Source organism: Cryobacterium breve (assembly GCF_027594785.1).
GTDB lineage: Bacteria > Actinomycetota > Actinomycetes > Actinomycetales > Microbacteriaceae > Cryobacterium > Cryobacterium breve_A.
The window spans coordinates 2,970,027-2,988,377 of the sequence record NZ_CP075584.1 but is presented as its reverse complement, the minus strand read 5'-3'; the positions used below and the strand labels follow the sequence as shown (position 1 = coordinate 2,988,377).

At 69.9% G+C, this 18,351-nt stretch carries 17 protein-coding genes and 2 pseudogenes; 6 read left to right on the top strand and 13 right to left on the bottom strand.

The window, feature by feature from the left end; translation table 11 throughout:
• The first annotated feature begins 121 nt into the window (after positions 1 to 121).
• A complete protein-coding gene (locus tag KIV56_RS14590) occupies positions 122 to 451 on the top strand; it encodes an Lrp/AsnC family transcriptional regulator (RefSeq protein ID WP_281534013.1) in 330 nt (109 codons plus the stop codon).
• A gap of 5 nt (positions 452 to 456) precedes the next feature.
• Here KIV56_RS14590 and KIV56_RS14585 read toward each other — a convergent pair whose 3' ends face one another.
• Together KIV56_RS14585 and KIV56_RS14580 are read right to left on the bottom strand one after the other, a co-directional pair.
• Positions 457 to 3,363 carry an aminotransferase gene (locus KIV56_RS14585; RefSeq protein ID WP_281534012.1) on the bottom strand — a complete coding sequence of 969 codons (2,907 nt, stop codon included), beginning with the start codon at positions 3,361 to 3,363 and terminating at the stop codon, positions 457 to 459.
• A 273-nt stretch (positions 3,364 to 3,636) separates the two neighbouring features.
• Positions 3,637 to 4,272, bottom strand: coding sequence for a TetR/AcrR family transcriptional regulator (locus KIV56_RS14580; protein ID WP_281534011.1), 636 nt, complete (start codon positions 4,270 to 4,272; stop codon positions 3,637 to 3,639).
• Between the two features lie 43 nt (positions 4,273 to 4,315).
• On the opposite strand from KIV56_RS14580, the pseudogene KIV56_RS20565 reads away from it, so the two are divergent.
• The 4 genes and pseudogenes from KIV56_RS20565 to KIV56_RS14570 all read left to right on the top strand — a co-directional run.
• Positions 4,316 to 4,768 (top strand): annotated as a pseudogene (locus KIV56_RS20565) (nitrilase-related carbon-nitrogen hydrolase); the annotation flags it as partial.
• Positions 4,758 to 5,297 carry a nitrilase-related carbon-nitrogen hydrolase gene (locus tag KIV56_RS20560; RefSeq protein ID WP_432432558.1) on the top strand — a complete coding sequence of 180 codons (540 nt, stop codon included), beginning with the start codon at positions 4,758 to 4,760 and terminating at the stop codon, positions 5,295 to 5,297. The pseudogene KIV56_RS20565 and the gene KIV56_RS20560, both read left to right, overlap by 11 nt.
• Positions 5,258 to 5,422 (top strand): hypothetical protein, encoded by a 165-nt coding sequence (locus KIV56_RS20555; RefSeq protein WP_432432653.1) that lies wholly within the window; start codon positions 5,258 to 5,260, stop codon positions 5,420 to 5,422. Before KIV56_RS20560 ends, KIV56_RS20555 begins: the two co-directional genes overlap by 40 nt.
• Complete coding sequence (locus tag KIV56_RS14570) at positions 5,419 to 6,519, top strand: agmatine deiminase family protein (RefSeq protein ID WP_281534010.1); 1,101 nt, start codon at positions 5,419 to 5,421, stop codon at positions 6,517 to 6,519. The genes KIV56_RS20555 and KIV56_RS14570 overlap by 4 nt, the downstream gene beginning before the upstream one ends.
• Positions 6,520 to 7,157: 638 nt before the next feature.
• Here KIV56_RS14570 and KIV56_RS14565 read toward each other — a convergent pair.
• Complete coding sequence (locus tag KIV56_RS14565) at positions 7,158 to 7,409, bottom strand: hypothetical protein (protein WP_281534009.1); 252 nt, start codon at positions 7,407 to 7,409, stop codon at positions 7,158 to 7,160.
• A gap of 956 nt (positions 7,410 to 8,365) precedes the next feature.
• Here KIV56_RS14565 and KIV56_RS14560 point away from each other — a divergent pair.
• A complete protein-coding gene (locus tag KIV56_RS14560) occupies positions 8,366 to 8,728 on the top strand; it encodes a hypothetical protein (RefSeq protein ID WP_281534008.1) in 363 nt (120 codons plus the stop codon).
• 13 nt (positions 8,729 to 8,741) lie between these two features.
• Here the strand turns inward: KIV56_RS14560 and KIV56_RS14555 are convergent, their stop codons facing one another.
• The 10 genes and pseudogenes from KIV56_RS14555 to KIV56_RS14510 form a co-directional block, all read right to left on the bottom strand.
• The gene (locus KIV56_RS14555; protein WP_281534007.1) at positions 8,742 to 9,560 is read right to left on the bottom strand and encodes an SDR family NAD(P)-dependent oxidoreductase; all 819 of its coding nucleotides are present in this window, start codon (positions 9,558 to 9,560) and stop codon (positions 8,742 to 8,744) included.
• 1 nt (position 9,561) lies between these two features.
• Positions 9,562 to 10,750, bottom strand: a pseudogene (locus KIV56_RS14550) (thiolase family protein).
• A gap of 195 nt (positions 10,751 to 10,945) precedes the next feature.
• On the bottom strand, positions 10,946 to 11,743 hold the full coding sequence (locus tag KIV56_RS14545; protein WP_281534006.1) for a TrmH family RNA methyltransferase: 798 nt from the start codon (positions 11,741 to 11,743) through the stop codon (positions 10,946 to 10,948).
• Positions 11,744 to 11,877: 134 nt separating this feature from the next.
• The gene (locus KIV56_RS14540) at positions 11,878 to 13,353 is read right to left on the bottom strand and encodes an NAD-dependent succinate-semialdehyde dehydrogenase (RefSeq protein ID WP_281534005.1); all 1,476 of its coding nucleotides are present in this window, start codon (positions 13,351 to 13,353) and stop codon (positions 11,878 to 11,880) included.
• A gap of 64 nt (positions 13,354 to 13,417) precedes the next feature.
• Positions 13,418 to 13,723: an anti-sigma factor domain-containing protein gene (locus tag KIV56_RS20550; RefSeq protein WP_432432642.1), complete on the bottom strand. Its 306-nt coding sequence runs from the start codon at positions 13,721 to 13,723 to the stop codon at positions 13,418 to 13,420.
• Positions 13,724 to 14,452: 729 nt separating this feature from the next.
• Complete coding sequence (locus KIV56_RS14530; protein ID WP_281534004.1) at positions 14,453 to 15,013, bottom strand: RNA polymerase sigma factor; 561 nt, start codon at positions 15,011 to 15,013, stop codon at positions 14,453 to 14,455.
• 124 nt (positions 15,014 to 15,137) lie between these two features.
• Entirely contained in the window at positions 15,138 to 15,575 is a 438-nt protein-coding gene (locus KIV56_RS14525) for a class F sortase (RefSeq protein WP_281534003.1), read from the bottom strand.
• Between the two features lie 269 nt (positions 15,576 to 15,844).
• Entirely contained in the window at positions 15,845 to 16,702 is an 858-nt protein-coding gene (locus KIV56_RS14520; RefSeq protein ID WP_281534002.1) for a DUF4397 domain-containing protein, read from the bottom strand.
• A 211-nt stretch (positions 16,703 to 16,913) separates the two neighbouring features.
• The gene (locus KIV56_RS14515; protein ID WP_281534001.1) at positions 16,914 to 17,633 is read right to left on the bottom strand and encodes a DUF4397 domain-containing protein; all 720 of its coding nucleotides are present in this window, start codon (positions 17,631 to 17,633) and stop codon (positions 16,914 to 16,916) included.
• Between the two features lie 98 nt (positions 17,634 to 17,731).
• A complete protein-coding gene (locus KIV56_RS14510; protein WP_281534000.1) occupies positions 17,732 to 18,331 on the bottom strand; it encodes an isochorismatase family protein in 600 nt (199 codons plus the stop codon).
• Positions 18,332 to 18,351: the final 20 nt, after the last annotated feature.

Genomic DNA, 18,351 nt, shown 5'->3' with positions numbered 1-18,351 from the left:
GACGATGGGCTCGATGCGATCGATCGGTCTCTGATCGTCGCTCTCCAGACTGATGGACGAATGACGTACGCGGAGCCTGGGCGCCCAGGTCGGACTCTCGGCCGGCGGGGCTCGTCTTCGTGTGCGCCGGCTCGAGGAACGTGAGATCGTCCAGGTCGTCGGGGTCACCGACCCGCTCAAGCTGGGGTACGAGCGAATGGCGATGCTGCACCTGTCGGTTGAGGGCGACGTGCACGCAGTCGCTGACGCAATCGGCGCCCTGGAAGGGGTGATCTATCTGGTCATCGGTGCGGGCTCATACGACCTGCTCGTCGAGGTCATCGCCGTCAACGCTGACGCACTCCTCGAATTGATCAACGGGCGCATCCGCACGATCCCGGGAGTCTCGCGCTGTGAGACGTTCTCGTATTACAACATCCACACCCATCGATTCACGTGGGGTACCAGATAGCCGGGTCAGCGCCTGCTCCGTGCGGACAGGACCCGATCGAGTGCCTCAACGAAGAAGTCGACGCTCTCGGTCGTGATGTTCATCGGCGGCTTGATTTTGAGGACGTTCTTGTAGTCTCCGGTCGGCTGGACAATGCAGCCCTCACGCAGCAGTTCCTCGCAGATCTCGGACGCTTCCACTGAGGCCGGTTCGAGGGTATCGAGGTCACGGACGAGCTCGACGCCCAGATAGAGGCCCAGTCCGTGCACAGCGCCGATGATGTCGTGCCGACCCTTGAGCCTGAGGAGCTTGGCTTTCAGGTCGCCTCCGACAGTGCGTGCGTTCTCCTGCAGGCCTTCGTCGTGGAGGATGTCGAGCACGGTCAGCCCAACGATGCAGCTGACCGGGCTTCCACCGGCGGAGGAGAACAGGCTGCCCTCTTCGGCGAATTTCTCGGCGATGTCACGACGTGTGATCACGGCGCCGAGTGGCTGGCCATTGCCCATGCCCTTGGCAATCGTGATGATGTCCGGTGTGACCCCCTGCTGGTCGACCCCCCAGAAATACTCTCCGAGGCGACCGTATCCGACCTGCACCTCATCGGAAATGGTGAGCCCGCCTCTGGCTCTCACCTTCTCGAAAACGCCGGCCAGGTATCCGTCAGGCAAGAGCACTCCCCCGGCATTTCCGAAGACCGGTTCCCCGATGAAGGCCGCAAGGCGAGTTCCTGCGTCGTCGAGCGCTCCGAGTGTGGCTTCGAGATCTTCGAGGTAGCGGGCGGCCGAATCGGCGCCGCGGTGTGTGCCGCGGAAGGGGTGGGGCGCATCGATGACGTGCACCCAGTCCGGCCGGGTTTCCCGCGCACGCGGGTTGTCTCCGATCGAGGATGAGACGGCGTCGGCTCCCACCGTCCAGCCGTGGTACGCCTCCTGGAAGGCAAGGACGCCATCATTCCCGGTGTAGGTCGTCGCCAGTCGCAGCGCGAGATCGACCGCTTCGCTGCCGCTGTTCACGAGGAAGACGGTGTCCAGACCGTCTGGAGCCAGGGCCACGAGCCGTTCCGTGAAACGCGGCAACGCACTGTAGTTGAAACGGGAGTTGGTGTTCAGCAGCGACCATTGATTGCTCACGGCTGTGACCAACCGGGGATGGGCGTGTCCGGCAAGTGCGACGTTGTTCACCAGGTCGAGATAGCACTGAGCGTGCACGTCGATGAGGTGTTCCCGCCACCCGCGTTCAATTTCCGGGGGCTCCGTGTAGTAGTGCTCCTGGACTTCGGCGAACGTCGCTGCACGCCGCTCGAGAACATCCCCGGACAGCAGTTCCGGTGCGGCAAGGTCGATGCCGAAAAGCGGGGAGGGGTCTGGACAGACCCGCTGCCAGATCTCGGCTTCAGCAGGAGTAGCGAAGAAGGCCGGGCGGATGCCCGCTAGTCGTGACAGTTGGACCCTGACGTGGACGGGAGCTTCGGGCCGTGCCGTGTCGACGCGAGCCGTGCCGATCCGCTGCCCTGCGCTCACGCGACCCGGCGCCAGGGGTTCGAGCCCGGTGAGCCAGATCTCGTACCCGCTCGCTTCCAGCACCAGTGCGTCGCCCTCGATGCGCACTGCGCCGTCGACCGGCGCAGAGAAGACCGTTCCGGGTGCAGTCACCACCTCGACACCGAGCGCCAGCGTCGCAGTTTCCCCGGTGTGATGCAGCTTCGCGCGCGTCAGCCGGAACTCGCCGTAGCGCGTGACAGCGGTGCCTGACGTTCGGAAGACCGCCGCGGCGAGGGCGGCCTCGGAATCGTCGCCCATCCAGATCCCGTCCCTGAGTTCCGGATTGGTGACGGAGAAGTCCAGGACGGACAGGGGGGCCGCCTGGAGGAGGAGAGCCTCGGGGCGATCGATGGCGCTGCGCCGATCGAGGCGCACGCGAGCTCTAATCAACGCGCACATCTGCTGAGCGTCAAGGCCCTCAGCGACTTCGAATGAGATCCATTCGTGGTCACGATTCTCTGACGCATAGTGGTTCGCGTCGTCAACGGCGACCTGCTGCTCGCCGCTGACAACGAGGACGCAGGCCCTGAGGACGATGAGGGCCCAGAGCGCAGCGAGCTCGTCGTCCGTCAACGGCGTATGCGTGACGAACGCGGCGATCGTCTCGAGGATGATCAACGGTGTTCGCGGGTTGTGGTGAAGGATGGATGCGCAGGTGACAGCCAGTTCGGCGACGACCCAGCTGTCGGCGATGTCGCCGAAGTCGATGACACCGAGCTTACTGCCGTGCCGGGTGACGACGTTGTCATCGGTGATGTCACCGTGGATGGGCTGCGATCGCAGCGTGTCACTGAGCGGTTGCAGTGCCGCCTGCGCGTGCGCCGCGGCCTCTCGAACGCGCTCACGGCGAACAGGGTCCGGCACGTGCGGCAGGTACATCTGCACGACCTGCGTCGCGATCCGGAGATTCCATTGGGTGACTCGCTCGGTGCCGGGGTGGACGAATTCGTCGAGGGAAGCGGCGAGACGGCCGGCAGTGTGGCCCAGGGAGCGGGCTTCCTCGACTGAAAGAGCACCGCGACTGGTGAGCGCATCCCCTTCGACGAAGCTCAGGAGTCGGACGTGGAGGTCGACGTCGCCGACATGAACGATCCGGATCGCGGTTCCGTCGCGTGACGGAACGCTTCGAGGAACGTCGATTCCGGCCAGGCACACACGTTCGGCGGCAGCATCCTGGGCCTCGAGCTCCTGGGCGGAGAACGCTGGATTGGAGAATTTGAGGAGCCAACGCGTCTCGCCGTCATCGATGAGGAAATTGCGGTCCTGTTGACTTCCCAGTTCGGTGATGTCTCCGGTCAGGTGAAAGAGATCCCTGGCGACGGCTGTCGCGTCGTGTTCCGTGACGGTGGGCCTGGGGAGAGAGGGAGTGGAGAAGAAGTTGTAGTTCGTCATTGTGGTGTGTTCAGCCGATCCGTGTGAATTTCCTGTGGGCGAACTCGTCGACGTGAAATCGTACGACTTCGCGACCGTGGGCTGGTGTCTTGATCCGGCGAAGGGAGGGTCAATCCATGGCTTCCAGTATTTCATAAATGTCACTGGATTAGTCAACATGGTGACAAATCATTAGCCCATGGTTCATGCGCATGACTTTTGCACACCGTAAGCGCCAGAGGTCGGCACGTCATCGAAGCGGATGCTCCGGGCGGGTTCCGGCGGGGGCGACGCTCAGGCAGGCGCGGGCGCGGGGGCGAGCGCGCCGGCCGGGAGGCCGAGTTCGTGCTCGGCGACCGAGCGCACGAGGTCGCGCTGGCCACGGGCATCGCCGTAGCGCACGACGGCGTGGGCGTTGATGCCGTCGATGATCGCGAGCAGCTGCCAGGCCAGCGCGCCGCTGTCGGCCACGGCGAACTCGCCGCGCGCGCAGCCCCGGTTCAGGAGGGCCACCAGGAACGCCTGCCAGGCATCCATTTGCACACCGACCTCACGGGCCAGGGCGAGATTGCGGCGCCCGACGCTCCAGGCATCGAGCCACACGGTGGTGACCGTGCTGCGGTCGGGGCCCAGGAGCGTGTCGATCAGAGCGCGGAGCGCCTCGACGGAACTCGGGAGCGCGGACAGCTCCCGGGTGATCTCGGCGAGCTCGGCACCGGCGATCGCGCCGAAGGTCGTCGCGACGAGTCCCTCGGTGCTCGGTTCGTAGTGGCTGACCAGGGCGGGCGTGACGCCGATGCGGGCCGCGATCGCGCGCAGGGTGATGGCGTCGAGACCGTCGTAGCGGGCGATCTCGCGGGCCGTGCGCGCGATCTCGGCGGCGCGCTCAGGGCCCGACTTACGCTTGGCGCGGCTCGGAAGGGTTGACATCGCACCTCAGTGTATATAGTTTTGCCTCGGGCTTATTGATCAAGTGATCAACTGGCTCACTATCCTTCCTTCGACCGCCGTTCCCGGCACCCCAGGAGACGCCTTGCAGCTCATCATCGCCCCCTCCGCCCCGCCGCTGACCCGGGTCGCCGGCACCACACCCGCCGCCGGCACTTCGCCTGCCCACACCGCGGAGGCCCCCGCCGGCCCGCTCCGGGTCGCCCTCGTGCAGCACCGCTGGCACGCGGACGAGGATGTCCTCCGCGCCGAACTCGCGGAGGGCATCCGCCTGGCTGCCGGGGCCGGTGCCCGGATCGTCTTCCTCCCGGAGTTGACCCTCCGCAAATACCCGGGAAACCGGCGCGCGACCGGCGTGCCCAAGCTCGACGCCGAGGACCTGCTGACCGGGCCGACGTTCGCCTTCGCCGCCGAACAGGCCCGCGCGCACGGCGTCGTCGTGCACGCCTCGCTGTTCGAACGGCCCGATGCGGCTGACCAGCCCGGCGACCCGCGCGGTTACAACACCGCGATCATCGTCTCCCCCTCCGGCGAGCCTGCTCGGCCGCACCCGCAAGCTGCACATCCCGGTGACCGAGGGCTACTACGAGGACACCTACTTCCGCCCGGGCCCGCCGGAGGACGCCTACCCCGTCTATGCCCCCGCCGAGCTGGGCGGCGCCCGCATCGGCTTGCCGACGTGCTGGGACGAGTGGTTCCCCGAGGTCTCGCGCCTCTACGGCCTCGCGGGGGCACAGTTCCTCGCCTACCCGACCGCGATCGGCTCCGAACCGGGCTTCCCCACCTTCGACACCCAGCCGATCTGGCAGCACGTCATCGTCGGCAACGGCATCACGAGCGGCCTGTTCATGGTCGTCCCCAACCGCTGGGGCGACGAGGGCGACCTGACCTTCTACGGCTCCTCGTTCATCTCCGATCCCTATGGACGGATGCTGGTCCAGGCCCCCGGGACGACTCGGCCGTGCTCGTGGCCGACCTCGATCTCGCCCAGCGGGCCGAGTGGCTGACCCTGTTCCCGTTCCTGGGCACGCGCCGGCCCGACAGCTACGGACGCCTGACCGCCCCGGTCGAGCCGGGACATCCGTTCGGTGGGGACGCCGACTCGAGCGTGAGCGCGGCGACTCGCGCATGACCTGGCGGATGCCCGCGGAGACCGCGCCACAGGAGCGGGTCTGGATGGCGTTCCCCTCCGACGGCTACACGCTCGGCGACACGGCGGCCGAGGCGGAGGAGGCGCGCAGCACCTGGGCTGCCGTCGCGCACGCTGTGCTCGAGTTCGAGCCGGTGACCATGGTCGTCGACCCCGGCGGGAGCGCCGACGGGGGGACCGGAGGGACTGACGGGACCGGCGCACGCGACGCGCGGGCGACCGCCGCGCGGCACCTCTCCGCCGACGTCGACGTGCTCGAGGCCCCGCTCGACGACGCCTGGATGCGCGACATCGGGCCGACCTTCGTGCTCGATCCGGCCGGGCGGCTCGGCGCGGTCGACTGGATCTTCAACGGCTGGGGCGGCCAGGACTGGGCGAGCTGGGACCGGGACGCCGGCATCGCCGCCCTCGTGACCCGCGCGGCCGGGGCGATCCCGGTGTCCTCCCTGCTCGTCAACGAGGGCGGCGGCATCCAGGTCGACGGGACGGGCACCGTCATCGTCACCGAGACCGTGCAGCTCGACCCGGGCCGGAACCCGCACGCCACCCGGGCCAGGGTCGAGGCCGAACTCGCCCGCACGATCGGGGCGACGCACGCCATCTGGCTGCCGCGTGGCCTCACCCGCGACCAGGCCCGCTTCGGCACCCGCGGGCACGTCGACATCGTTGCCGCGATCCCCGCGCCGGGAACGCTCCTCGTGCACGCCCAGAATGACCCGGCGCATCCCGACTACACCGTGACCCGGGAATTGCGCGCGGTGCTCGCCGCGTCGACGGATGCCGCCGGCCGGCCGTGGACGATCATCGACCTGCCCGCGCCCGCCCGGCTCTCGGACGCCGAAGGCTTCGTCGACTACAGCTATGTGAACCACCTCGTGGTCAACGGCGGAGTCATCGCGTGCGGCTTCGGCGAAGCCCAGGCGGATGCCGCGGCACGGTCGATCCTCGAGGACGCCTACCCGGGACGAAAAGTCGTGACCGTCGACGCGCGGCCGCTCTTCGCCCGCGGCGGAGGCATCCACTGCATCACCCAGCAGCAGCCCGCGACGGCTTTAACCCGCCGCAATGTCTGGCGGTGAGGCCGTCGGCGCAGCTAGGGTATCGGTGGGCGCGTGATTTCCCCCTGTTCTGGGGGCAGTCGCACGGCCGACCACACCCATCTATTACTACGTAACCATTCGTCGGAAGGTCTGTCGTTCGCCCCAGCGGCTGATTCGATTTTCCAGACGGTGTCGGACCCCTCCTGGCGCTGCCTGCGGACCGGTCCCCTCCGTTCGACTGCCGACTTCACGGTCCCGAAACCTCGGTCGGCTGAGCACCCCGACGAAGAGGTGACGTCGAAGCGAGAAACGCGGACCCGCCGTGACCCACCCGACACCCGATACACCTGTACCCGATGCCTTAGACCGGCCCCTGAACCACGCCGCCGAACGAGCGGGAGATCTCGCGTGAGCGCCGCAGGCGACTTCCGCGACGTCGAACGTGAGGCCCTGCTGCGGCGTAGCCAGCGGTCCGCCGTACGCACGGCCGCGAAGACTCTGCCGCCCGCACGAGTGAGCCAGCCCGCGACCGGATCCTCACCCGTCGTCCGGCTCGGGCGCAGCGCGGCGATCACCTTCAACCCGGCGCTCCTGAGCATCGCCGAACGGAGCCGGTTCAGCCGGCACATGAACGCCCGGGTGTCGCCCGGGAAGGGCGTGCTCTCCAACGCTGAGTACTACGCGCAACAGGCGTTCGTCGACGTCGGCCAGATCTCGGTGCCCACGGTGAGCGGCCGGGACAACGTGAACTGGGTGCTCAAGCGGGGCGACGGCAGCACCGTGGTGGTCCCCGACTTCGTGGCACGGGCCGTCCAACCCCGGGACACCGGGTACGCGGGCACGGGTGCGGCTTCCGCTCCTGTGACCGCACCCGTTGCTGGGCCGCTTGCCCTTCTGCCGGCCGCAGTCCAGGCCACGTCGCCGGCCACCGCGCCGCTCGGTGGCGAGCTGTCTGTTGCCGCACCGCTCGCCGGCGCGCTGTCCTTTGCCGCGCCGCAGTTTGCCGCACCGCAGTTTGCCGCGCCACCGGTGGCAGCACCGCTGGCGCGACCCGACGCATCCGCTGCGGCTCTGGCTCTGGCCCTTGCCGCCGCAGAGACCGCGGTCGCTCAAGCGGTAGCGGCGCAGGCCGCCGCCGTGCAGGCGGACGCGGCGCAGGTTGAGACGGCACAGGTCGCCGCCGAGCAAACCGCGGCGGCACAAGCAGCAGCACACCGAGCGGCCGAGCAGGCCCAGGCGGCGCAGGCTGCCGCCACGCACACTGCTGCGGAGCAGTCCGCACGGACGCACGCAGCCTCAGCACGAGCCGCAGCCGCGCACGCTGCCGCACAGGTCGCGTCCGAGCGGGCCACGGCCGCGCAAGCAGCTGCCACCCAAGCCGCGAAGCAGGCCGCAGCCGAGCAGGCAGCCGGCGCTCAGGCAGCCGCCAGACAAGCCGCCGCGGATGCCGCCGCGCAAGCCGCCGCGGAGCGGTCGGCCGCGGAGCAGGCCCTACGGTCGCAAGCCGTTGCTGCCCAGGCCGCCGCAGAAGCCGCCGCCGAGCAGGCAGCAACCGCGACGGCACAAGCCGCAGCATACGCATCCGCATCCGCCCAGGCGATTCAGGTGCCGCTACACGTGCCCTTGGCCGGCCCGTCGCGACTGCCCGCGCCGCCGGAGCCGGAACCACCGGCGACGGTGCGGTCCGCGGCCGAGTCCGCCGCACGTGTCGCAGCACAGCGCGCACCCCAGGCTCCCCTGACCAGGTCGACACGCCCGCCGCTGGCGCCCGCGCCCGGCGGACCGGTCGTGGCGAACTACGTCGGCACGGTCACGGGCTCGCAGATGCTGCGCGCCGAGCGCGACCGGGCCGGGGAGATCCTGGCCCGGGCTACCGAGCCTGCGGGTGAAGACCGGCCAGAAGAGCACCGGACCCAACTATCGCGCCGCCCTCATTTCCGAGAACCGGGCGCGCACCAAGTTCTTCGAGTTGAATGCCCAGACCGAGCAGGCAACCGCCCGCGAGGCGCGCACCGAGTATGCCGCCCTGCTCAGTGCGCTGACCGACGGCACCGAAAACCACCGGCTCGAGTACGAAGCACAGCTCACCGCGCTGCTCTCGGGCGTCGCCCGGACGCCCCTGACGGAGAGGATCGCGGCCGCAGAGGTGATCGTGCACCGCCAGGACGAGATCGCCGCGCTCGCGACGGATTCCGCCGAGCGCTGGGCCGCAGACTCCCCGCGGCGGAAGGTCAACCACACCGAGTAGCCGACCGTGCGGCTCATCGGGGCGGCATCCGGATTCCGCCGTCGAGCCGGATTGTCTCCCCGTTGAGCATCGGGTTCTCCACGATGTGACGCACGAGCGCGGCGAACTCGCTGGGGTCCCCGAGCCGCGCCGGGTGCGGAACCTGCGCGGCGAGCGACTCGCGCACTGCAGCAGGCATGCCCTGCAGCATCGCGGTGTCGAAGACGCCGGGCGCGATCGACACGACCCGGATCAGCGAGCGCGCGAACTCCCGGGCGAGCGGCAGGGTCATCGCCGCGACCCCGCCCTTCGAGGCCGCATAGGCCGCCTGCCCGACCTGCCCGTCGAAGGCGGCGACGGATGCCGTCGTCACGATCACGCCCCGTTCGGCGGTCCCGCCTCCCCCGGCACCACTACCGGAACTGGAGCCGAGGCCGATGCCCAGCGCGTCGATCGGCTCGGCGGCGAGCATCGCGGCCGCCGCGAGCCGGATCACATTGAAGGTGCCGGTGAGGTTCACGCGGAGGACCCGCTCGAACTCGTCGAGCGGGAGCGGGCCGTCCCGCCCGACGGTCCGTTCCGCCGGGGCGATTCCCGCGCAGGTCACGACGATTCGCAGCGGCGCCATCGACACCGCCGCCTCGACGGCGCTGTGCACGTCGCCCGCGCTCGTGACATCGCCGGCGACGAAACGCGTGCGTTCGCCGAGGGCGGCGACGATCGCGGCACCCGGCGCCCCGGGCAGGTCGAGGAGCACGACAGCCGCCCCGGCCGCGTGCAGGGCGGTGGCCGTGGCCAGGCCGAGGCCGGAGGCGGCCCCGGTCACGAGCGCGGAGCATCCGTCGATGCGCATGTCAGAGCCTCTCGATGATCATCGCATTGGCCATGCCGCCGCCCTCGCACATGGTCTGCAGGCCGAACCGGCCGCCGGTGCGCTCGAGGGTGCCGAGCAGGGTGCCCAGCAGCCGGGTTCCGGACGAGCCGAGAGCGTGGCCGAGGGCGATCGCGCCGCCGTCCGGGTTGAGCCGGGCGGGGTCGGCGTCGAATTCGCGTGCCCAGACCAGCGGGACGCAGGCGAAGGCCTCGTTGACCTCGTAGGCGTCGAGGTCGTCGAGGTCGAGGCCGGAGCGGGCAAGGATGCGGCGGGTCGCCGGGATCACGCCGGTGAGCATCAGCAGGGGGTCGCTCCCGGCGATCGCAAAGCTGTCGAACCGTGCCCGCGGGGTGCAGCCGAGCTCGGCGGCGCGCGCGGCGCTCATGATCAGCACCGCGGAGGCACCGTCGGTGAGCGGGGAGGAGTTGCCGGCGGTGGTGTGCCACTCGAGGTCGGGGAACCGGGCGGCGAGGTCCGGCGTGCGGAACGCGGGCGGCAAGGCGGCCAGGGTGTCCATCGTGGTGCCGGGGCGGATGGTCTCGTCGTCGGTGACGACGGTGCCGTCCGCCAATCGGACCGGCACGAGGCCGCGCGCGACATCACCGCGGTCGCGCGCTTCGGCGGCCAACCAGTGCGAGCGGACCGCGTAGTCGTCGAGCTCCGTACGGGTCAGGCCCCAGCGGCGGGTGATCAGGCTCCGCGGACACGCCCTGGCCGACGAGGCCGTTCGGGTAGCGCTTGTGCAGGAGCGGCCCCGACGGGTCCTGCCCCGAAAGCAGCGAGGAGCCCAGCGGCACCCGGCTCATCGACTCGACGCCGCACGCGATCACGATGTCGTAGCTGCCGGCGATGACGCCCTGGGCGGCGAAGGTCGCCGCCTGCTGGCTGGACCCGCACTGCCGGTCGATCGTCGTGCCCGGCACCGACTCCGGGAATCCCGCGCTGAGCAGTGCGGTTCGGGTCACGTTGTAGCCCTGCTCGCCCGCCTGCGTGACGCAGCCGCCGATCACGTCGTCGACGAGCGCGGGGTCGAGGTCGTTCCGGCGGACCAGCTCGGCGAGCACCCCGGCGAGCAGGTCCGCCGGGTGCACCCCCGACAGCGCGCCATTCGGCTTGCCCCGCCCGGACGGGGTGCGCACGACATCGATGATCACGGCCTCGTTGCTCATGCCGACAGCCTAGGCCTGTCGGTGCCGCGCCGCCGGGGACCGCGGGCGTCGGTGGCTACCTTGGGGGCTAACTCAGGAAGTTCGCTCTCACGCCCGACGGTGACAGCACTGGTCCGCGGGTCGCCGGGATCACCGACGGCATTCTTCCTGAGTTAGCCCCCGATGGCCGGGCCAGGGGCGGATGCGCGGCGCGGGTCAGGCGGAGAGCGCCCACATCGCGACGGCACTGGCCGCGGCGACGTTGAGGGAGTCGATGCCGTGCTTCATCGGGATCTGCACGACGCTGTCCGAGGCGGCGAGGGCGTCCTCGGTGAGGCCCTCGCCCTCTGCACCGAGCAGCAGGGCGAGCTTCTCGTGATCGCGGCCGTCGAAGTCGCGCAGGCTGACGGCATCCGCCCGGAGGGCGAGCGCGGCGACGTGGAAGCCGTGCCGCGACAGCAGGGCGCGGGTATCCGCCCAGTCCCCGACGCGGGTCCACGGCACCTGCAGCACCGTGCCCATCGAGACCCGGATGGCCCGGCGGTAGAACGGGTCGGAGCAGCGCGGGGTGACGAGGATCGCATCCGCCCCGATCGCGCCGGCGGAGCGGAAGATCGCGCCGACGTTGGTGGGGTCCGACACGTTCTCGAGAATGACGATGCGGCGGGCGCCCGCGAGCAGGGTGTCGGCGTCGGGCAGGGCGGGCCGGTTCATCGCCGCGATCACGCCGCGGTGCAGGATGTAGCCCGTCAGTTCCGCGAGGAGGTCGCCGGGCCCGACGAACACCGGAACGTCGTCGCCGACGAGCGCCCTGGCCTCGTCGGCCGTGTTGCCGAGCGCGAGCACGGAGCGGGGCCGGTGGCCGGCCCGGAGCGCTCGCTCGAGCACGAGCGCCGACTCGGCGATATACACGCCGTGCTCGCTGCCGCGCGCCTTCTTGAGGGCGACGTCGGTGACGTGGGCGTAGTCGACGAGCCTCGGGTCGTCGAGGTCCGTGATCTCGATGACGGGCATCCGTTCAGTCTACGAGCCGGGTAGTGGGCATAACTCCTGCACATTCCAGTGCGGGCCACCCGGCTACCGCGGAAAGACGCGGGTGCCACGACGGCCGGACAGAATCTGCAGGAGTTATGCCAAACCGAGGGGGGCTAGTCGGCGAAGGGGTCCGGGGTCATCGTGTACTTGGTCGAGAGGTACTCCTGGATGCCTTCCGGACCACCCTCGCGGCCGAGGCCGGACTGCTTGACCCCACCGAACGGCGCGGCCGCGTTCGAGATGACGCCGATGTTGAGCCCCATCATGCCGGTCTGGAGGCGTTCGACCATGCGTTGCCCGCGGGCGAGGTCCCGGGTGAAGACGTAGCTGACCAGCCCGAACTCGGTGTCGTTGGCGAGGCGTACGGCGTCATCCTCCTCGTCGAAGGTCGCGATCGCGAGCACCGGCCCGAAGATCTCCTCGCGCAGGATATCGCTGCCCGGCGCGACCCCGGCCAGCACGGTCGGCTCGAAGAAGGTGCCGGCGCCTTCGATGGAATCGCCGCCGGTGAGAAGCGTCGCGCCGCGCTCGAGGGCGTCCTGCACGAGGGTGGATGCCTTCTCCACGGCCCCGGCGTTGATCAGCGGTCCGATGTTCACGCCCTCGGCGGTGCCGCGACCCACGACGAAGTCCTGGACCCGCGCGGTGACCCGGCGGGCGAACTCCTCGGCGACGGATGCCTGCACGATGAACCGGTTGGCGGCCGTGCAGGCCTGCCCGACGTTGCGGAACTTCGCCGCGATCGCGCCGTCGACGGCCTTGTCGAGGTCGGCGTCTGCGAAGACGATGAACGGCGCGTTGCCGCCGAGTTCCATCGAGGTGCGCAGCACGCCCTGGCCGGCCTGGCCGATCATGCGGCGGCCGACGGCCGTCGAGCCGGTGAAGCTGAGCTTGCGCAGCCGCGGGTCGGCGATGATCGGGTCGGACACCGCGCCGGAGCGCGAGGTGGTGATGACGTTGAGCACGCCGGCGGGGAGCCCCACCTCCGCGAGGAGCTTGGCGAAATACAGGGTCGTGAGCGGGGTCAGGGACGCCGGCTTCACGACGACGGTGCAGCCGGCGGCGAGCGCGGGGGCGATCTTGCGGGTGGCCATGGCGAGCGGGAAGTTCCAGGGCGTGATCAGGAAGCAGGGGCCGACGGGGTGCTGGGACACCAGCATCCGCCCGGTGCCCTCGGGGTTCGTGCCGTACCGGCCGCTGATGCGCACCGCCTCCTCGCTGAACCAGCGCAGGAATTCGCCGCCATACGCGACCTCTCCGTAGGCCTCGGCGAGCGGTTTGCCCATCTCGATCGTCATCAGCAACGCGAATTCCTGTTTGCGCTCCTGCATCAGGTCGAAGGCCCGCCGCAGGATCTCGCCGCGGACCCGGGGCGGGGTCGCCGCCCAGCTGTCCTGGGCCTCGACGGCCGCATCGAGGGCCGCAGCACCGTCGGCGACCCCGGCGTCGGCGATCGAGGCGATGACGAGCCCGGTGGCCGGGTCGACGACGTCGAGGGTGGCCCCGTCACCTGCGGGCACCCACTCCCCGTTGATGAAGAGTTCCTTCGGAACCATCCGGAGAAGTTCGGCTTCGGTGACGTTCGTCATTGTGTCTCCCTGTCGCGTGTGTCTGCTGTTCTGCCTCGTCCAGCCTATCCGCGGGCGGTCGCACTCACGTAGCGTGCAGTTCGCCGCGCACGATCGAATTTCCTGAGTGGGCCGGGTTTCCGTTGTCGGGCTCCGCAGACACGTCGACGAGCGGGTACTGGGCGAGGTCGACGTCGTCGGGAATGTCGAAATGGCCGGTGTTGCCGTCGAGGAGGCCGATACTGATCAGGCCGGAGGCATCCGCCTTGATCAGCCAGACCTCGCGGAGGGAGCCGCCGCTGTGGCGACGGAGAGGCCGGTGAGGTCGACGACGACCTCGCGGTGCCCGCCGGGAGTGGCCTCGACCTCGGCGCTGCCGCTCGCCTGCCAGCCGGGGAACGGCGTGAGGCGGGCCTCGAAAGTGACGGGCGCTGTCGCGGGCTGCTGCATCGCGTCGATCCAGCGCGCGGCGACGAAACCGCCGAGGACCAGCACCATGGCCGCAGCCCCGGCGAGGAGGACCCGCAGCCCGGTCCGGCGCCTGGCCGTCCTCCGTCGGCGCGGACGCATCGCAGCGGGCGAGTCGGACGCGGGCGGTCGCGTGGACGGCGGGTCAGCGACAGCCGGGTCTCCGCCAGGTGTGGCGGTGGACTGCGGCAGAACGGGCGGATGCGCGACGGACGGCCGTACGACCGGCGGCTCCACGGTCGGCGGCTCCCCGGCGTCGATCCGGGTGTCGATCCCGGCGTCGACACCGGAGTCGATCCCCGCATCGGTCCCGGAAACGGCCCCGCTGACGACACCGGCGGATGTCTCCCGCTCGCCCTCGAGGAGGTCGCCCACGTCGTCGCCGGCACCGGCAGCATCCGCCGGGCGCACGAAGTCGCGGAGCAGCGGCGCCGCTCCGACGGCGGCGCTGAGGCCGAGGGTCGCGTGAATGCCCGCCCACACGGCGGCGGACGGTTCGGTGAGGCTGACGTGCCGGGCGGACCGGCCGACCGCGGCGGTGTGCTGGAGCGAGATGAGTTCGAGCGCACACTGCGGGCACTCCGCAAGGTGCCCACGCTCCGCCTCGGTGAGGTCGAATTCGGCGAGGGCGATGAGCGCGAGGTCGTCGCGGTCAATATGCGTCATCATCGGCCTCCAATCGGGCTCGCAACCGGCCGAGACTTCGGCGGATATGGCTCTTGACTGTTCCCAGCGGCAAATCGAGCATCGAGGCGATCTGCGCGTGGGTGAGGTCAGCATAGAAGGCAAGTTGCATGACACGCTGCGGAACCGGCGCGAGCCGCTGCAACTCCTCCGCGAACATCACCCTGTCGGCGACGTCGACCGAGTCGTCGACGGACGTCGTGCGCAGTTCGCCCGCGACGGCCTGCTCGATCCGGCGCCGCCGGGAACGGGCCTCGTGAGTGTCGGCGACGGTGTGGCGGGTGATGCCCACGATCCAGGCGGGCAGCCGAGCCCGGGCGGGATCGTAGTTGTCCCTGCCACGCCAGGCGGCGATGAACACCGTCTGCGTCACGTCCTCTGCCTCGCCGGGATCTCCGAGCGAGCGCACAGCGATCGTGTAGACGAGCGATGACCAGCGCGCATAGGCCTCGGCGAGGGCGCGCTCGTCCCCGGCGCGGAACGCGGCGACGAGGCGCAGGTGGTCGACGTCATCGATGGGTACGGTCACGGGTGTGCGTCGCCTCCCGGCTGACAGGTCGGTGCTGGTGGTCGTGCGGCGCCCGGTCATCCGCAGCCCCTGTCGGGTGCGGATGGCGGAGCTCCGTCGGCGACAGCATAGCCAGACCTGGGCATCAGGGAACCGGCGTCGCCGAAACGATCACGTTCGAGAGATACCGCCTCGCGGTGTAGTCGAATTCACCGCCGCACGTGACGAGGGTGAGCCGGGCAGGCCCGGTCCGGTCGAAGATCGTCGGCCAGGGCACGTCGGGCTTGAGCGTGAGAGTGACGGATGCGACGCTGTAGCGCCGCTCGGAGCCGTCGGCCAGGGAGAGCACGATCTCGGTTCCCGCCGGCGCGCTGGCGAGCCGGGAGAACGGGCCGATGTCGTACTCGAGCGAGTCGACGTGCGCCGCGATCACCGTCGCGCCCGCCGCACTCGCGGGCGCCGGCCCGAACTTGTACCAGGCGGCAATGGCCGGGTTCTTCGGCAGCCCCATGCCGCCGCTGTCCCCGAGCCCGACGGCTTCGATCCCCATATCGATCCCGAGCGCCTCGATCCTGATCCGCACCGGCGCGACCAGGCTCCGGCTCCGCGGCCTGCACCGAGCGGATGTCGGCGCTCGCCCCGGTGAGGAGCGGCACCGCCGACGGCGTGGACGGTGACGTCGCGGGGGGCTGCGTCGACGCGGCCGCGAGGGGTGACGCGTCGGGCGCGCTCACGCATCCGCTCAACATCAGTGCCACCGCGACAACGCAGAGCAGGACAAGGGCCACGGTGAGCATCCCGATCTTGCCCGCCGTGGCCCTCATCGTTGTTCCTCAGTCCTGGCTCGCGCGCTTAGCGGCGCGCTCGGCGGAGTCCGAGGAAGGTGGCCGACCCGAGGCCGAGCAGCACGAGCACGCCGATGCCGCCGACCCAGAGCGGGGTCTGGTCTGCAGGCCGGTTGGTCGCGACGAGTCCGGCCTCACCGGCGGGGATGCCGTTGGGGTCGGAGTTCATGCCCGAGACGGTCTGCACGGCGACCGCGAGGTTCTTGTCGGCGAGGCTGCCCCAGGCGTAGACGATCGTGTCGACACCCTCGGCCACCTTCACATCGGCCGGGCCGATCACGGGTGCCGTGGTGCCGGTGGCGGCGACGACGGCCGAGATCGTTCCCGCGGGAATCACGAGTACCGACTCCTTCGGGTTGGACAGGTTCGAGATCGCGACCGCGCCGTTTGCCAGGACGTCGACGGCGGGTGCCGCGGCCACGTGGCGCACGACGAGACGGCCGGAACCTGCCGCGATCGTGGACGTGTCGTTGGTGAAGAGGGTGGCGGTGGGCTTCGCGTCCGCCCCGAGGTGCGCGACCGCGGTGTAGTTCATGCCAGCCTCGAGCTTCAGGTCGACCGGCCCGATCGCGGGCTTGCTCGCGTCCGTGGCATCGGAGGCGGTGATGGCGACCGTGTACGTGCCGGCGGGGAGGTCGAGGGGGCCGGCCATGTCGCCGGGCTTGAAGTTGTCGATCGTCAGCTTGTTGTTGACGTACACGTCGACGGTGAGGCCGGGGACGCCGTGGAACACGGACAGTTGGGCATCTCCCGTTGCGGCGCTGGCGGGAGCGATACCGCCGAAGATGACAAGCACTCCGATCGAAGCGGCCGTGAGGGAAGCGGTGAGTGAAGCTGTGAAACCAGGGCTGTGTGGTGTGTGCATCGTGTCCTCCTGCGTTGGGGGTGAACTGGTTCTTACCCCCACTTCCTGTTCAGGGGCCATTTCGGATGCAACGGCCAGAAAGAAATCCTCGAGGACGGTGAGCGACCGGCCGTGGACGGACGAAGACCGGCCCGCGCAGTGGGTGTCTGCGCAGGCCGGTCCGCTTGAGCCGGTAGCTGACGTGTCAGTGTCGACGATTAGTTCTGACGGGTCAGTGCCGGTGGCCCTTTTCGAGCTTGACGGTCTGTACGGCGAGCGCGAGCGTGCCGTCGGCGAGGCTGCCGTAGGCGTACACGATGGTGTTCGTGCGCTTCGTGATCGAGACATCCGCCGGCCCGAGCAGCGGGTCGGTCGTGCCTGTCGCGGCGACGGCCGCGGAGATCGTGCCGGTGGGGAGGGTGAGTTCGACCTCGTCGGGGTTGGTGAGGTCGGTGATGGCGGCGGCACCGTCAGCGAGGATGTCGACAGACGGCGCAGCGGCAACGTGACGCACCGTGAGCCGGCCATTGCCCTTGCCGACCGAGTCGGGGTTGTTCGTGAACAGGGTCGCCGTCGGCTCCCCTGACTCGGTGAGGTGGGCGACGGCGGTGTAGTTGTCGCCGCTCTCGAGGGCGAGGTCGACCGGGCCGATCACCGGGTTGCTCGCGTCTGCGGCGTCGGCTGCGGTGATCGCGACCGAGTAGGTGCCGGGGTCGAGCGACAGCGTGTCCGAGAACGAGCCCGGCGTGAAGTCGTTGAGCGTGAGGGCTCCATCGACATAGACGTCGACGGTGATCCCCGGGATGCCGTGGAATACGGTCAGTTCTGCGGGCCCGTTGTCGCCGTGGCCGTGGCCGTGCCCGTGGCCGTCGTCCCCGGCGTATGCCGGCCCGAATCCTGCGAGAGCGACGAGTACACCGGCTGCGGCGCCTACGGCGAGAATCTTGCGCATGGTTACCTCCTGCTTGTCGTGGTGACGGGAGGCAGCATTGCCTCCCACCCCCTCTTCAGGAGGAACCCCCCATCCGGATGCACCCAGTAACAAATCCGTTAGGCGGTCGCGAGGTCCTCGGCGGTGGTCAGGGTGGCACCGGCATAGGCGAGGGCGGCGAGAGCGGCAGCACTCGCGTCCGGGTCGACGCCGACCACGAGGTCGGTGAGCACGCGCACCCGCTGGCCGTGCTCGAGCGCATCGAGACCCGAGGCCCGCACACAGTGATCGGTCGCGATTCCGACGATGTCGACTTCCGTCACCGCATGCTCGATCAGCAACTCGGCCGTTCTCGAGCCCGACTCGTCGACGCCGGCGAAGATCGAGTACCCCGGTTCGCCCTGTCCCTTGCGGATGTGCACGGTCCCGGCGGGCAGCGCGAGGTCCCGGTGATAGTCCGCGCCTGCGGTGTCCGCGACGCAGTGCGCGGGCCAGGTGCCGATGTAGTCGGGCTCCGCTCCGTCCGCGGCGAAGTGGCCGCCGTTGTCTCCCGCCGCAGTGTGCCAGTCGCGCGAGGCGAAGACGTAGTCGTAGTGCAGCGGATGCTCCGCCAACAGCCTGCTGATACCTGCGGCCACGGCCGCCCCGCCATCGACCCCCAGGGCGCCGCCCTCCGTGAAGTCGTTCTGCACGTCGATGATGAACAAGGCCCTGGCCACGGTGCTCCGTTCTGAATTCT

Coding starts and splice junctions, on each gene's coding strand:
- KIV56_RS14585 (WP_281534012.1), bottom strand. CDS start 3,363: ATGACGAACTACAACTTCTTCTCCACTCCCTCTCTCCCCAGGCCCACC.
- KIV56_RS14580 (WP_281534011.1), bottom strand. CDS start 4,272: ATGTCAACCCTTCCGAGCCGCGCCAAGCGTAAGTCGGGCCCTGAGCGC.
- KIV56_RS20560 (WP_432432558.1), top strand. CDS start 4,758: ATGCGGCTGACCAGCCCGGCGACCCGCGCGGTTACAACACCGCGATCA.
- KIV56_RS14570 (WP_281534010.1), top strand. CDS start 5,419: ATGACCTGGCGGATGCCCGCGGAGACCGCGCCACAGGAGCGGGTCTGG.
- KIV56_RS14555 (WP_281534007.1), bottom strand. CDS start 9,560: ATGCGCATCGACGGATGCTCCGCGCTCGTGACCGGGGCCGCCTCCGGC.
- KIV56_RS14545 (WP_281534006.1), bottom strand. CDS start 11,743: ATGCCCGTCATCGAGATCACGGACCTCGACGACCCGAGGCTCGTCGAC.
- KIV56_RS14540 (WP_281534005.1), bottom strand. CDS start 13,353: ATGACGAACGTCACCGAAGCCGAACTTCTCCGGATGGTTCCGAAGGAA.
- KIV56_RS14520 (WP_281534002.1), bottom strand. CDS start 16,702: ATGCACACACCACACAGCCCTGGTTTCACAGCTTCACTCACCGCTTCC.
- KIV56_RS14515 (WP_281534001.1), bottom strand. CDS start 17,633: ATGCGCAAGATTCTCGCCGTAGGCGCCGCAGCCGGTGTACTCGTCGCT.